Raw genomic sequence first — 13,703 nt, 5'->3', positions numbered from 1 at the left:
TTAATGTCTACCGGCGGGCGGGGGTCATGTCGAGGGTGCCGGGGCCGGCGTTCGGGCAACCAACAACCAGACCCGGCGTGGCCGGGGGTAGCGTCCGGCAAGGTCCCGGGCAAGAATGGGGCCTATGCAGCTGCCGGTCATGCCCCCTGTCGCCCCCATGCTGGCCAAATCGGTCGGTGCCATCCCCGAAGGCCGCCTGAGCTACGAGCCGAAGTGGGACGGATTCCGCTCCATCATCTTCCGCGACGGTGATGACGTGGAGATCGGAAGCCGCAACGAGAAGCCGATGACGCGCTACTTCCCCGAACTCGTGGAGGCGCTGAAGACCAACCTGCCGCCCAAATGCGTGATCGACGGCGAGATCGTCCTGGTGGGCTCCTCCGGCGACCGGCTGGACTTCGACGCGCTGCAGCAGAGGATCCACCCCGCGGCCAGCAGGGTCAAGATGCTTTCGGAGCAGACGCCGGCGAAATTCGTGGCCTTCGACCTGCTGGCCCTCGGCGACGAGGACTTCAGCGGCCGTCCCTTCGCCGAACGGCGCGCGGCCCTGGAGCAGGCGTTCGCCGCCGCCAGCGCCCCGGTCCACCTGACCGCCGCCACGCAGGATCCGGAGCTGGCCGGAAAATGGTTCCACCAGTTCGAGGGCGCCGGCCTGGACGGAATCATCGCCAAGCCGCTGGACGGGCCCTACCAGCCGGACAAGCGCGTGATGTTCAAGATCAAGCACGAGCGGACCGCCGACTGTGTCCTGGCCGGCTACCGCGTCCACAAGAGCGGCCCGGACGCGATCGGGTCGCTGCTGCTGGGCCTGTACAAACCCGACGGCGAACTCGCCAGCGTGGGCGTGGTGGGGGCGTTTCCGATGAAGCGGCGCAGGGAGCTCTTCGAGGAGCTCCAGCCCTTGGTCACCAGTTTCGACGAGCACCCGTGGGCCTGGGCCAAGCAGGAGGAGGGCGCCCGGACACCCCGCAATGCGGAGGGCAGCCGGTGGAGCGCGGGCAAGGACCTGTCCTTTACTCCGTTGCGGCCGGAGCGGGTGCTGGAAGTGAAATACGACCATATGGAAGGCGAGCGGTTCCGCCACACCGCCCAGTTCGTGCGCTGGCGCCCGGACCGGGATCCGGAGTCCTGCAACTATGAACAGCTCGAGGAACCGGTGAAGTTCGACCTCGCCGAAGTGCTCGCCACCTGATGGCTGTCTAAACCCCGACGGCGGTCCGCCCCTTCCGAAAGGGGCGGACCGCCGTCGTAAGCGGTTGGCTCCGGGGGCTACTTGACCCCGAGCTCCTTGGTGGGAACCTTGAACGTTTCCTTCGCCGTTATTGCGGAGACGGCGGCGATGACGCAAATGACCGCGGTGAAGATGCTGATCTGCACCCAGCCGCCGGGCTTGATGCCGCCCATGGCCGCAACGATGGCCGGGGCGAAGCCGGCCATCAGGAAGCCAAGCTGCGTGCCGATGGCCAGGCCGGAGAAGCGGACCTTGGTGCTGAACATCTCGGCGTAGAAGGAAGGCCAGACGGCGTTGGCGGCTGCATAGCCGCACGAGAAGAAGGCGATGGCGGCCAGGAACATCAGCGGCACGTTGCCTGACTCGAGGCTCAGCAGGAACAGCGGGGCCAGTGCCGCGCTGGACAGGGCTCCGTAGATGTAGACGGGCTTCCGGCCGATCCGGTCGGCCAGCTTGCCGAAGAGCGGCTGGGTGCCCAGGGCCACGAGGTTGGCGCCCACCACGAGCCAGAGGGTGATGGTTCCGTCCACGCCGGCAACGGTCTTGGCGTAGCTGATGGCGAGGGTGCCGAACACCGTGGAGACGGCGGCGATGAAGGCGCAGCAGATGACGCGGAGGACGTCGCGCCAGTGGGCCTTGAGCAGGTCCGCCACGGGCAGCTTGGCGATCTGGGCCGACTTCTGGGCGGCTTCGAAGGCCGGCGGCTCGTGCAGGGTGCGGCGGATGAAGAAGGCGACCAGGACAACAACGGCGCTGAGCCAGAAGGGGATCCGCCAGCCGATGCCGTATTTGATCTCGTCGGGCAGCGCGAGGACCGGAATGAAGACGAGGGCCGCCAGGATCTGTCCGCCCTGGGTACCGGTGAGGGTCCACGAGGTGAAGAAGGAACGCTGGTTGTCCGGAGCGTGCTCCAGGGTCATGGAGGAGGCGCCGGCCTGTTCACCGGCCGCGGAAAGACCCTGGCAGAGCCGGGCCAGCACCAGCAGCGCCGGAGCCCACCAGCCCACCGTGTTGAAGTCCGGCAGGCAGCCGATCAGGAAGGTGGAGGCACCCATGAGGACCAGGGTGAACATGAGGACCTTGCGCCGGCCTACCCGGTCACCGAAGTGGCCCAGGACAACGGCGCCGACGGGCCGGGCGATGTAGGCAAAACCAAACGTCGCAAAGGACATGATGGCGGCGTTGGCGTCAGCGTTCGGGAAAAACACGTGCGGGAAGATCAGTGCGGCTGCCGAGCCGAAGATAAAGAAGTCGTAGTACTCGACGGCGCTGCCGAGGAAGCTGGCAAGGGCTGCCTTCTTCGGTGTCCCGGCCGGGGCAACAGTGCCCGGCGCGGCGGACGGAATGGTCTGGCTCATGGTGTTCCTTCAGGGGGACGACGTTGTCGCGGGATGGATCAGGGGTCGCGGCCGCCGTCCTTGTTGGGCAGGGGGCGGCTGGAGGTCCTTGGTAAGACCGACCCGGACTAAGTAGCCACATGGTGAGAGCTACTTGTGCGATACAGCAATGATGGCTGTGAGGGCAGTCACCTGTCAAGAAACCTGCTCACGATCTAGAAATAGCTCTCACATTGTGGCAACATCGAACTATGAGTGTGAAGGAAGCCACAGGCGAAGACGCCTCCCCAGATGCCCCCGTTGCAGCAGCAGGACCCGCCAAGGGCGAATCCCGCACCGACATGGTGGGCAAGGCCCTGGGACTGCTGGTCCTGCTGGGGGATGAGCCCCGCGGAGCCAGCGCGGCGGAGCTTTCCCGGCGCGCGGACCTTCCGTTCAGCACTACTTACCGGCTCCTTGGCTCCCTCACCCGTGACGGGTTCGTGGACTACGAGCCGGACGGCCGCCGCTACCACCTCGGACTGCGCATCTTCCAGCTGGGCCAGCGGGTATCCAACCACCACGGCTTTGCCGGCACGGCGCTGCCCATACTGCGCCGGGTTACCGAGGAAACGGGGGAGGCCACCATCCTGTCCGTCCGTGACGGCATCCACCACCTCACTGTGAACAAGGTGGACGGCCCGCAGACGTTCCGCGTGACCAGCGATCCCGGCCACCTCGGTGCCCTCCACACCACCTCCGTCGGCAAAGCGCTCGTCGCGTTTGCTGAGGACGAGGACCGCGAACGGCTGCTCGAGGAGCTTCCGCTGGAGCCTCTGACCGCTCTGTCCATCACCGACCGGGACGCCTTCCGTGCCGAAATCGAGAAGGTCCGGCGGCAGGGATATGCGGTCATGGATGAGGAAAACGAGCTGGGCATGCGCGCCGTGGCGGTGCCGGTCTTCAACGCCCAGGGCATTGCCTTCGCCTCCCTGGCCACTGCTGTTCCGGTGTTCCGGCTCAGCATGGAGGCGCTGGTGGCGCTGGTTCCCCTCCTGCAGGCGGCCGCCGTCGAGCTTTCCGCCCGGCTGCCCCAGCGCTAAAGCGCGCCGGATGGGCTGCCCAGATCTATTATGTTCGTATCTAGAACAAGAGTGCATCATATGAACTTTTCCTGTACTGTTATCCGTATCACCGGGCCAGCACGGGGTGCAGCAGGCGCCCAAGCTGACCGAGTGCCGTTGTCAAAGGAGCCGCACGCATGAGCAATCGAACCGAGTCCTACCTCATAGGACTTGTCGGGGATGGCGTGATGCCGTCGCTCTCGCCCCACATGCACGAGCGCGAAGGCGACGTCCAGGGCGTCCGCTACCTGTACCGGCCCATCGACCTGCACGAGCTCGGCCTGCCGGCCGCCGCCGTCGGCGACCTGCTCCAAAGCGCCTACCGGATGGGCTTCAACGGGCTGAACATTACACACCCGTGCAAGCAGCTGGTCCTCGAGCACCTCGACGAGGTCGCCCCCGACGCCGAACGCCTGGGCGCCGTCAACACCGTGGTCATCCAGGACGGCCGGTTCATCGGCCACAACACAGACTTCTCCGGCTTCGCCGCCGCCCTCGCCTCCGGACTTCCGGAGGCCAGGCTGGACCGCGTGGTGCAGTTGGGGGCGGGCGGCGCCGGATCCGCCGTCGCCTACGCCCTGCTCACGGCCGGCGTGCAGACGCTGGAGCTCGTGGACATGGATCCGGTGCGCGGCGCCGAACGCGCCGCCGAACTTGCCGGCTTCTTCCCGGACCGCACCGTCACCGCGCGCACGACGGCGGAGCTGCCGCAGCTGATGCCCGCCGCCGTCGGGCTGGTGCACTGCACCCCCGTGGGCATGGCCGCCCACCCTGGCACCCCGCTGGACATGGCGCTCGTTGAGACCCGGCACTGGGTGGCGGACATCGTCTACCGCCCCATCGAAACCGAGCTCGTCCGCGAATCGCGGGCCAAGGGCTGCCAGGTGCTGGACGGCGGACGCATGGCCGTGGGCCAGGCCGCCGACGCCTTCCGGATCTTCACCGGACTCGAGCCCGACGCCGAACGGATGCGCGCCCACTTCCTGGAACTCATCGCGGCAGAAGAGGTGGCCGTCTGATGCGCACCGGAATCGCCACCGTCTGCCTCTCCGGCACGCTGAAGGAAAAGATGCAGGCCTGCGCCATCGCGGGCTTCGACGGCATCGAAATCTTTGAGCAGGACCTGGTCACCTCATCGCTCAGCCCCGAGGACGTCCGCAAGATGGCCGCGGACCTGGGCCTCACGCTGGATCTCTACCAGCCGTTCCGGGACTTCGACAGCGTGACCGAGGACCTGCTCGCCGCCAACCTCCGCCGGGCCGAGGCCAAATTCCGGCTCATGTCCCGGCTGGGCATGGACACCATCCTGGTCTGCACCAACGTCGCCACCGCCACAATCGACGACGACGACCTCCGCGCCGCGCAGCTCGCCGCCCTGGCCGCCCTCGCCGGTGAGCACGGCGTCAAGGTCGCCTACGAGGCCCTCGCCTGGGGGAAGTACGTCAACGACTACGAGCACGCACACCGCCTCGTGGAGAAGGTGGACCACCCCAACCTCGGCACCTGCCTGGACTCCTTCCACATCCTGTCCCGGGACTGGGACACCGCGCCCATCGAGGACATCAGCGCGGACAAGATCTTCTTCGTGCAGGTGGCCGACGCCCCCAAGCTCTCCATGGACGTGCTCTCCTGGAGCCGGCATTACCGCGTCTTCCCGGGCGAGGGCCAGTTCGAGCTCGCCAAGTTCATGGGCCACGTGGTCCGCGCGGGCTACACCGGACCCGTCTCGCTCGAGGTTTTCAACGACGTCTTCCGCCAGTCCGACGTCGAACGCACCGCCGTTGACGCGATGCGCTCGCTGATCTGGCTGGAGGAGCAGAGCGCCAAGTGGCTGGACACGAACGCACCGGCCTCCTCCGGTGGTGCCGGGGGCACTGTTGCTGGTGGTCCTCCGGCCCCTGGCCGCCGTCGGTATCCCATGGAACTGGCAACGCTCCCCCGGGTGGCGGAGCCCGCCGGCTTCAACTTCGCCGAGGTTAAAGCCGCGGACACCGGGGTGCTGGAAACGGTCCTCGGGCAGCTTGGCTTCGAGTTCAACGGCCGCCACCGGACCAAGGACGTCCAGCTCTGGACCATGGGCCATGCCCGGGTGATCATCAACGAACAGGCCCCCGAGGCCGCCGAGCCGGCCATCGCCGCCCTGGGGTTCGACGTCGACTCCCCGGTGATTGCCTCGGCCCGCGCCCAGCAGCTCAAGGCCCCCGTGGTTCCCCGGAAGAGCCAGGCCAACGAGGAAGTGTTCCAGGGCTTCGCCGCTCCGGACTCCACCGAGATCTTCCTGTGCCAGGGCAACCCGGACGGAACCGCCGCCTGGACCGCAGAATTTGGGCAGCCGCGGGAGTTCGGTGAGGGGCTCGAGGTACCGTCCGGCGCCCGGACCGCTGTGATCGACCACGTGAACCTGGCCCAGCCGTGGCAGCACTTCGACGAGGCTGTCCTCTTCTACACGAGCGCGCTGGCGCTGGAGCCGCAGCCGTACGCCGAGGTCGCCAGCCCCAGCGGGCTGGTCCGGTCGCAGGTCATGCAGACCTCGAACCGGGACGTGCGCCTGGTCCTGAACCTGGCCCCGGTCATCCAGCAGGACGGCACGGACCCTGGAAAGATGCCCCGGAAGACCTACCAGGAGCACATCGCGTTCGCCGTGGATGACCTGGTGGCCACAGCCCGCGCCGCCCGCGACCGGGGACTGGCGTTCCTGCAGATCCCGGAAAACTACTACGAGGACCTGGACGCCCGCTTCGACCTCGACCCCGGTTTCCTGGACACGCTCCGGGACCTGAACCTGCTGTACGACCGCGACGCCGACGGCGAGTTCCTGCACTTCTACACCGCCACGGTGGGCAGTGTGTTCTTCGAAATGGTGGAACGCCGCGGCAACTACGACGGCTACGGGGCGCCCAATGCACCGGTGCGCCACGCCGTCCAGTACGACCACCTGCATGACCTGACCCAAACCAACCACTGATTCCAACCACAGATTGAAAGGAGGCTGCTGTGCCTGAAGACGTGAATCTCGCAACGTACAACGCCGACGCGCTGACCGAGGACCTGTCGGACGCAGTACCTGCAACCCCGGCCGCCGCCCCGACGGCTGTCCCCGCTGAAGCGCCCCGCGTGGAAACCCAGCAGGATCTCAGCGCGGAGATCAAGGCCCTCGGAGACGCCTACGCCCGGGCTCTGAAGGACGGTGCTGCGCCGGAAACCCAGCCGCGCCTGGACTTCCCGCCCTACCGCAGCAGCCTCCTGCGCCACCCCACCAAGAGCCTGCACCACGCGGACCCGGAAACCATCGAGCTGTACGCCCCGGCGTTCGGCCACCAGGACGTCCACGCGCTGGAATCGGACCTGACAATCCAGCACAACGGCGAGCCCCAGGGTGAGCGCATCATCGTCGCCGGCCGCGTGCTGGACGGTGACGGCCGCCCGGTCGCCGGCCAGCTGGTGGAGATCTGGCAGGCCAACTCCTCCGGCCGCTACATCCACAAGCGCGACCAGCACCCGGCACCGCTGGACCCCAACTTCACCGGCGTGGGCCGCTGCATCACGGGCCCTGACGGCTCTTACCGCTTCACCACCATCAAGCCGGGCGCCTACCCGTGGAAGAACCACCTCAACGCCTGGCGTCCCGCGCACATCCACTTCTCCCTGTTCGGGACGGAGTTCACCCAGCGGATCGTCACCCAGATGTACTTCCCGGGCGACCAGCTCTTCCCGCTGGACCCGATCTACCAGTCGATCGTGGACCAGGACGCCCGTGACCGCCTCGTGGCCACCTACGACCACGACCTGACCGAGCCGGAATGGGCGCTGGGTTACAACTGGGACATTGTCCTGACGGGGTCCAAGCGGACCTGGACCGAGAACGAGGCGCTGGGCGCGGAAGGCGACGACCATGAGTAACTCCACCAAGCTTGTTCCCACCCCGGGCCAGACCGTGGGCCCGTTCTACGGCTACGCCCTGCCCTATGACAAGGACCGCGAGCTACTGGCCCCCGGCTCCCCGGGATCTATCCGCCTCCAGGGCACCGTCTACGACGGCGCCGGGCACGCCATCCCCGACGCCATCCTCGAGATCTGGCAGCCGGACTCCGAGGGCAACATCGTCCACCGGACCGGTTCTTTGGTCCGCGACGGCTACACCTTCACCGGCTTCGGCCGCAGCGCTGTGGGCAACTCCGGCGTCTACACCTTCACCACGGTCAACCCCGGCCCCACCGAACCCGGCGCAGCAGCCTTCATCTCCGTCGCAGTCTTTGCCCGCGGCCTGATGAACCGACTCTTCACCCGCGTGTACCTGCCGGAGAACGAGGAGGCGCTGGCGAATGACCCGCTGCTGTCCTCGCTGGACCCCGAGCGCCGCGAGACGCTGATCGCACGCCGCGACGCCGACGGCGGGCTCACCTGGGACATCCGCCTGCAGGGCGAGGGCGAAACCGTCTTCCTCGACTTCGAGGGAACCGGAACCGGGGGCGCCGCAAAGTGACCGGCTTCCAGGCAGCGGGCGCCGACGGGCTCGGCGACGTCGGGCTGCTCAGCCCTGTGTCGGCGTCGCCCCTCGTGGCGGCACTGACCGGTGACCGGGCCGTCCTCGCGGCGATTCTCGCCGTCGAGGCCGGCTGGGCCGCGGTGCTGGAGCAGCATGACCTCGCTCCCGCCGGCTCCGCTGCCGTGGTGGCCCACGCTGCCGACACCTCCCGGTACGATCTTGCCGATATCGCCAGGCGAGCCCAGGGCGGCGGAAACCCGGTGATCCCGCTGCTGGCCGATCTCCGGGCCCAGGTCAAGGCGCTGGACACTGCCGGCGTCAACGCCGCGAAGGCAGTGCACACGTCACTGACCAGCCAGGACGTGCTGGACACGGCCCTGATGCTGGTGGCGCGGAACACCGTTGAGGCGCTGCTCGCCGACGTGAAAGGCACGACGGCGGCGCTCGCCAGACTGGCGGAACGGCACGCGGATACGCTGTGCGTCGGCAGGAGCCTGACCCAACACTCGCTGCCGTTCACGTTCGGGCTTCGGGCGGCGCAGTGGTTCTCCGGCCTGGCGGCCGCGGGACGCCGGCTTGAGGCGCTGGAGCTGCCGGTGCAGTTCGGCGGCGCGGCGGGCACGCTCGCCGCCGGCACTGTGCTCACATCAAAGGCTGTGCTGGCTTCCAAGGCAGGGCTGACGGGCTCTGGCACGGACCCCTTTGCACTCTCCGACGCGCTGGCCGCCCAGCTGGGCCTCGCCGCCGCCCCCGCGCCGTGGCACACCAACCGGCTGGCCGTGACGTCGCTCGGCGACGCGGTTGCCTCGGTGATGGACGCCCTCGGCAAGATCGCCGCGGATGTCCTGTTCCTGAGCCGTCCCGAGGTGGCCGAAGTGGCTGAACCGCGCGCCCCGGGCCGCGGAGTGTCCTCGGCGATGCCGCAGAAGCAGAACCCTGTGTTGTCTGTCCTGGTCCGCAGCGCCGCCCTGCAGGCTCCCGGCCTGGCTGCGCAGCTGCACCTTGCCGCGGCCACCTTCAACGACGAACGCCCCGACGGTGCGTGGCACACCGAATGGCCGGCCCTGCGCCAGCTGCTCGCCCTGGCCCTCGGCGCCGCCGGCCACATGCGGGAACTCGCGGAGGGGCTGCAGGTTTTCCCTGACGGCATGCGGCGGAACCTGGACCTGTCCGGCCCGCTGCTGCTCAGCGAAGGCGTCTCCGCCGCGGTGGCGCCGCTTCTTCCCGCCGGCGAAGATGGCACCCCCGGGGCTGGCCTGGACGGGAAGCAGCAGCTGCAGGCCGTCGTCGACAAGACGCTGCAGGCGCCGCCGGCCGAACAGGCGGCCACCTACCGCCGCCTGCTGCGCGAGGCCGTCCCCGCGGACAGGCTCTCCGACGCCCGGCTGGAGGAGCTGCTCGACCCCGCCAGCTACCTCGGGCAGGCAGCCGAGATCTCGCGGCGGATCCTGGCGGCCTTCCCGGATTTTGCGCTTACTTCAACCGAACCAGACGGAAACGGAGATTCCCGTGGCTAAACCAGCAGTGAAGGCAGTGCTGCTTTCCCCCCAGCGCGCGCTGGGGGACAAACCGCTCCTGATCGTCGGGCCGTCACTCGGCACCTCCTCGGTGCTGTGGGCCCAGGTCGGCTCGCTCCTGGGCAACGACTTCGATGTCGTCGCCTGGGACCTGCCCGGACACGGTGTCTCAGCCGCCGCCGACGAAACGTTCAGCGTCGCGGACCTGGCGGACGCCGTCGTCGAACTTGTTGACTCGATCGCCCCCGGCGAGAAGTTCCACTACGCCGGAGTGTCCCTGGGCGGGGCCACCGGCCTGCAGCTGGGCATCAAGCACGGCGACCGGCTCAAGAGCCTCTCCGTGCAGTGCTCTGGCGCCAAGCTCGGCACGCCCGAGGGCTGGCTGGAACGCGCCGAAACGGTCCGTACCCAGGGCACCCCGGTGATGATCCAGGGCTCGGCCGAACGCTGGTTCGCGCCCGGGTTCATGGACCGCGAGCCCGAACTCAGCAGCCGGCTCCTGCACTCCCTGCGCGACACCGACCGCTTCAGCTACGCCTACTGCTGCGAGGCCCTGGCCGGCTTCGACGTCCGGGAAGAGCTCGGCAGTATCACCGTCCCGACGCAGGTGGTGGCGGGTGCGCTGGACGGCGTGGCCCCGCCGTCGTTCGCCGAAGAGGTGGCCGCCGGCATCACCGCCGGCGGCGGCACAGCGTCCGCAGCCACGCTCGAGGGCGTGGCGCACCTGGCGCCCGCCGAGGCACCGGCGCATGTGGCCGAGCTGATGCGGAGCCTCATTTCCTGGGCCGAAACCCGCGGGATGACCAAATGAGCGGCCGCGAAGCTACTGGTATCCAGCGCAACGGTGTGGTCCAGCCGGACGCCACCAGCCAGGAGATTTACGACGGCGGCATGGTGGTCCGGCGCGAAGTGCTCGGCGACGCGCATGTGGACCGGGCCAACGCCAAGAAGGACGCCTTCACCGAGGACTTCCAGGACATGATCACCCGCATCGCGTGGGGCGGCATCTGGACCCGTCCGGGCCTGCCGCGCCAGATGCGCTCCGCCGTCACCATCACCGCCATGGTGGCGCACGGGCACTGGGAAGAACTGGCCATGCACATCCGCGCGGCCATCACCAACGGACTGAGCAGGGACGAGATCAAGGAGATCCTGCTGCAGACCGCCATCTACTGCGGGGTCCCCTCCGCCAACACCGCCTTCAAGACAGCCCAGCAGGTCTTCCATGAAATGGACAACGCAGCAATGGACGGCGCCGGGCCTGACAACACCCCCACCCCACCCAACTAGGTAGCAGCAGAGGGCGTTCTGAGCCGTCATAACGCCCTGAAGTGCTACCCAGTTGGGCCCAGAAAATTCGAGGAATTCATGAACCAGGCATTTGTTTACGACGCCGTACGCACGCCGTTCGGGAAGTTCGGCTCCGGCCTCGCCGGGGTCCGGCCCGATGATCTTGCTGCGCATGTGATCGGTGAGATCGTCAAGCGCGCGCCCGCCCTGGATCCGGAGCGGATCGACGAGGTGGTGTTCGGCAACGCGAACGGCGCCGGCGAGGAGAACCGCAACATCGCCCGGATGGGTACGCTGCTGGCCGGCCTGCCCGTCTCGATCCCCGGCACCACGGTCAACCGGCTCTGCGGATCGTCCCTGGATGCTGCCATCATCGCCTCCCGTCAGGTCAACGCCGGCGACGCGGAGCTGATGCTGATCGGCGGCGCGGAGTCCATGTCCCGCGCCCCGTGGGTGCTGCCCAAGACGGAGAAGCCCTACCCGGCAGGGGACATGACCCTGGCCTCCACCACCCTCGGCTGGCGGCTCGTGAATAAGGCCATGCCGAAGGACTGGACCATTTCCCTGGGCGAGGCCACCGAGCGGCTGCGCGAGAAGTACGGGGTGACCCGCGAGCAGCAGGACGAATTCGCCGCGAACTCGCACAACCTGTCCGCTGCTGCGTGGGACGAGGGGTTCTACGACAATTTGGTGGCCCCGGTGCCGGGTACGGACCTGGTCCGGGACGAGGGCATCCGTGCCGGCTCCTCGGCCGAGAAACTTGCCGGGCTCAAGACCGTGTTCCGGACCGAGAACGGCACCGTCACTGCCGGGAACGCGTCCCCGTTGTCCGACGGCGCCTCCGCGGCGTGGATCGGGTCCGATGCTGCCGCCGGGCTGCTGGGCCTTGAGCCGCTGGCCCGTATCGCCGGCCGCGGCGCGCACGCCAACGACCCCCAGTACTTCGGCTACGCCCCGGTGGAGGCCGCCAACAAGGCCCTCGCGAAGGCGGGCATCGGCTGGGACCAGGTGGGCGCCGTCGAACTTAACGAGGCGTTCGCCGCGCAGTCCCTGGCGTGCATCAACGCCTGGGGCATCGATGCCTCGATCGTGAACCGGCACGGCGGCGCGATCGCCATGGGCCACCCCCTCGGTGCCTCCGGCACCCGGATCCTGGGCACCCTCGCCCGGAGCCTGCAGGCCTCCGGGCAGCGCTGGGGTGTTGCGGCGATCTGCATCGGCGTCGGCCAGGGCCTGGCCGTGGTCCTCGAAAACGTGACTGCTACTACAGGAAAGGCATAGGCGATGCTGAATTTCGTTGACACCGTCGGGGCGGCCGTCGCAGCCGTCAAGGACGGCTCCACCGTGATGATCGGCGGGTTCGGCAACGCCGGCCAGCCGTTCGAACTGATCGACGCGCTGCTGGAGTCCGGCGCCACGGACCTGACCGTGGTGAACAACAACGCCGGCCAGGGCGACCAGGGCCTGGCGCTGCTGATCAAGGAAGGCCGGGTCCGCAAGATGATCTGCTCCTTCCCGCGGCAGTCCGACTCCTGGCACTTCGACGCGAAGTACAAGGCCGGGCAGATCGAACTCGAACTCGTGCCGCAGGGCAACCTGGCCGAACGCATCCGCGCCGCCGGGGCCGGGATCGGCGGATTCTTCACCCCCACCGGGTACGGCACCATGCTGGCCGAGGGCAAGGAAACCCGCATCATCGACGGACGCGGCCAGGTGTTCGAAACCCCGATCCACGCCGACGTCGCCCTGATCAAGGCGCTGAAGGCCGACGGCGTCGGGAACCTGGTCTACCGCAAGACGGCCCGCAACTTCGGCCCGATCATGGCCGCCGCGGCCAAGCACACGATCGTCCAGGTGTCCGAAATCGTGCCCACCGGCGCGCTGGACCCGGAAAACATCGTGACCCCCGGCATTTACGTCAACAGCATCGTCCGAATTGATTCCAACGGTGCCGCCGCCGGCACCGCAGAACAGGTGGCCTGAGATGAGCCTTGTCGAAACGTCCATCCAGACGTCCGAAACCCCGCTGGGCCGCGACGACCTCGCCCGCATGGTGGCCCGCGACATCAAACCGGGTTCGTTCGTGAACCTCGGCATCGGCCAGCCCACCCTGGTGTCGAACTACCTGGTGCCGGAGCAGAACATCACGCTCCACACCGAGAACGGCATGCTGGGCATGGGCCCGGTCGCTGAAGGGGACCAGATCGACGGCGACCTCATCAACGCCGGCAAGATCCCCGTCACCGAACTCCCGGGGGCCTCCTACTTCCACCACGCCGACTCGTTCGCGATCATGCGCGGCGGACACCTGGACATCTGCGTCCTCGGCGCGTTCCAGGTCTCCGCCACCGGCGACCTCGCCAACTGGCACACCGGCGCGCCCGACGCCATCCCGGCCGTGGGCGGCGCGATGGACCTGGCCACCGGAGCCAAGGACGTGTTCGTGATGATGACCCTCCTCACCCGGGACGGCGCATCCAAAATCGTGGAAGCCTGCACCTACCCGCTCACCGGGGTGGGCTGCGTGACCCGCGTCTATACCGACAAGGCCGTGTTCCTCACCGGCCCCGACGGCGTCCGCGTCCGCGAAACCTTCGGCTGCACCCTCGAAGAACTCCAGGCCCTGGTACCCGTCCCCCTCACGGCAGCCCCCGCCGTCGAGCACTAACCCGCCCTTACCCTAAGCGCGAACTGGCAGCAGATGCCCTCAAATCCCAGATCTGAGGGCATTAGCTGCCA

At 68.2% G+C, this 13,703-nt stretch carries 13 protein-coding genes; 12 read left to right on the top strand and 1 reads right to left on the bottom strand.

All coding sequences use genetic code 11. The annotated features are described in order from the left end of the window. The first annotated feature begins 124 nt into the window (after positions 1-124). A complete protein-coding gene (locus tag AC57BR_RS01540) occupies positions 125-1,192 on the top strand; it encodes an ATP-dependent DNA ligase (protein ID WP_496358033.1) in 1,068 nt (355 codons plus the stop codon). Positions 1,193-1,269: 77 nt separating this feature from the next. Here the strand turns inward: AC57BR_RS01540 and AC57BR_RS01535 are convergent, their stop codons facing one another. After that, entirely contained in the window at positions 1,270-2,589 is a 1,320-nt protein-coding gene (locus AC57BR_RS01535; RefSeq protein WP_496358032.1) for an MFS transporter, read from the bottom strand. A 230-nt stretch (positions 2,590-2,819) separates the two neighbouring features. Here AC57BR_RS01535 and AC57BR_RS01530 point away from each other — a divergent pair, with 230 nt between their 5' ends. From AC57BR_RS01530 to AC57BR_RS01480, 11 genes are all read left to right on the top strand, one after another. After that, a complete protein-coding gene (locus AC57BR_RS01530) occupies positions 2,820-3,650 on the top strand; it encodes an IclR family transcriptional regulator (protein WP_496358031.1) in 831 nt (276 codons plus the stop codon). A 158-nt stretch (positions 3,651-3,808) separates the two neighbouring features. Beyond that, a complete protein-coding gene (locus tag AC57BR_RS01525) occupies positions 3,809-4,690 on the top strand; it encodes a shikimate dehydrogenase (protein ID WP_496358030.1) in 882 nt (293 codons plus the stop codon). Next, entirely contained in the window at positions 4,690-6,636 is a 1,947-nt protein-coding gene (locus tag AC57BR_RS01520) for a bifunctional sugar phosphate isomerase/epimerase/4-hydroxyphenylpyruvate dioxygenase family protein (RefSeq protein ID WP_496358029.1), read from the top strand. Before AC57BR_RS01525 ends, AC57BR_RS01520 begins: the two co-directional genes overlap by 1 nt. 29 nt (positions 6,637-6,665) lie before the next feature. Continuing rightward, complete coding sequence (gene pcaH, locus AC57BR_RS01515) at positions 6,666-7,571, top strand: protocatechuate 3,4-dioxygenase subunit beta (RefSeq protein ID WP_496358028.1); 906 nt, start codon at positions 6,666-6,668, stop codon at positions 7,569-7,571. Beyond that, positions 7,564-8,154, top strand: coding sequence for a protocatechuate 3,4-dioxygenase subunit alpha (pcaG, locus tag AC57BR_RS01510; protein ID WP_496358027.1), 591 nt, complete (start codon positions 7,564-7,566; stop codon positions 8,152-8,154). The genes pcaH and pcaG overlap by 8 nt, the downstream gene beginning before the upstream one ends. Further along, a complete protein-coding gene (locus tag AC57BR_RS01505) occupies positions 8,151-9,674 on the top strand; it encodes a lyase family protein (protein ID WP_496358026.1) in 1,524 nt (507 codons plus the stop codon). The genes pcaG and AC57BR_RS01505 overlap by 4 nt, the downstream gene beginning before the upstream one ends. Next, positions 9,667-10,485, top strand: a complete 819-nt coding sequence (locus AC57BR_RS01500; RefSeq protein WP_496358025.1) for an alpha/beta fold hydrolase — start codon at positions 9,667-9,669, stop codon at positions 10,483-10,485. Before AC57BR_RS01505 ends, AC57BR_RS01500 begins: the two co-directional genes overlap by 8 nt. Continuing rightward, entirely contained in the window at positions 10,482-10,964 is a 483-nt protein-coding gene (gene pcaC, locus AC57BR_RS01495) for a 4-carboxymuconolactone decarboxylase (protein ID WP_496358024.1), read from the top strand. Before AC57BR_RS01500 ends, pcaC begins: the two co-directional genes overlap by 4 nt. A gap of 78 nt (positions 10,965-11,042) precedes the next feature. Continuing rightward, on the top strand, positions 11,043-12,245 hold the full coding sequence (locus AC57BR_RS01490; protein ID WP_496358023.1) for a thiolase family protein: 1,203 nt from the start codon (positions 11,043-11,045) through the stop codon (positions 12,243-12,245). 3 nt (positions 12,246-12,248) lie between these two features. Further along, positions 12,249-12,947, top strand: a complete 699-nt coding sequence (locus AC57BR_RS01485; RefSeq protein WP_496358022.1) for a 3-oxoacid CoA-transferase subunit A — start codon at positions 12,249-12,251, stop codon at positions 12,945-12,947. Position 12,948: 1 nt separating this feature from the next. After that, on the top strand, positions 12,949-13,632 hold the full coding sequence (locus tag AC57BR_RS01480) for a 3-oxoacid CoA-transferase subunit B (RefSeq protein ID WP_496358021.1): 684 nt from the start codon (positions 12,949-12,951) through the stop codon (positions 13,630-13,632). The last annotated feature ends 71 nt before the right edge of the window (positions 13,633-13,703 follow it).

This window comes from Arthrobacter sp. BGA-UO-ETr-C19 (genome assembly GCF_059568005.1).
This window is presented reverse-complemented; position numbering and strand designations above follow the sequence as displayed.

Coding starts and splice junctions, on each gene's coding strand:
- AC57BR_RS01540 (WP_496358033.1), top strand. CDS start 125: ATGCAGCTGCCGGTCATGCCCCCTGTCGCCCCCATGCTGGCCAAATCG.
- AC57BR_RS01535 (WP_496358032.1), bottom strand. CDS start 2,589: ATGAGCCAGACCATTCCGTCCGCCGCGCCGGGCACTGTTGCCCCGGCC.
- AC57BR_RS01530 (WP_496358031.1), top strand. CDS start 2,820: ATGAGTGTGAAGGAAGCCACAGGCGAAGACGCCTCCCCAGATGCCCCC.
- AC57BR_RS01525 (WP_496358030.1), top strand. CDS start 3,809: ATGAGCAATCGAACCGAGTCCTACCTCATAGGACTTGTCGGGGATGGC.
- AC57BR_RS01520 (WP_496358029.1), top strand. CDS start 4,690: ATGCGCACCGGAATCGCCACCGTCTGCCTCTCCGGCACGCTGAAGGAA.
- pcaG (WP_496358027.1), top strand. CDS start 7,564: ATGAGTAACTCCACCAAGCTTGTTCCCACCCCGGGCCAGACCGTGGGC.
- pcaC (WP_496358024.1), top strand. CDS start 10,482: ATGAGCGGCCGCGAAGCTACTGGTATCCAGCGCAACGGTGTGGTCCAG.
- AC57BR_RS01490 (WP_496358023.1), top strand. CDS start 11,043: ATGAACCAGGCATTTGTTTACGACGCCGTACGCACGCCGTTCGGGAAG.
- AC57BR_RS01485 (WP_496358022.1), top strand. CDS start 12,249: ATGCTGAATTTCGTTGACACCGTCGGGGCGGCCGTCGCAGCCGTCAAG.
- AC57BR_RS01480 (WP_496358021.1), top strand. CDS start 12,949: ATGAGCCTTGTCGAAACGTCCATCCAGACGTCCGAAACCCCGCTGGGC.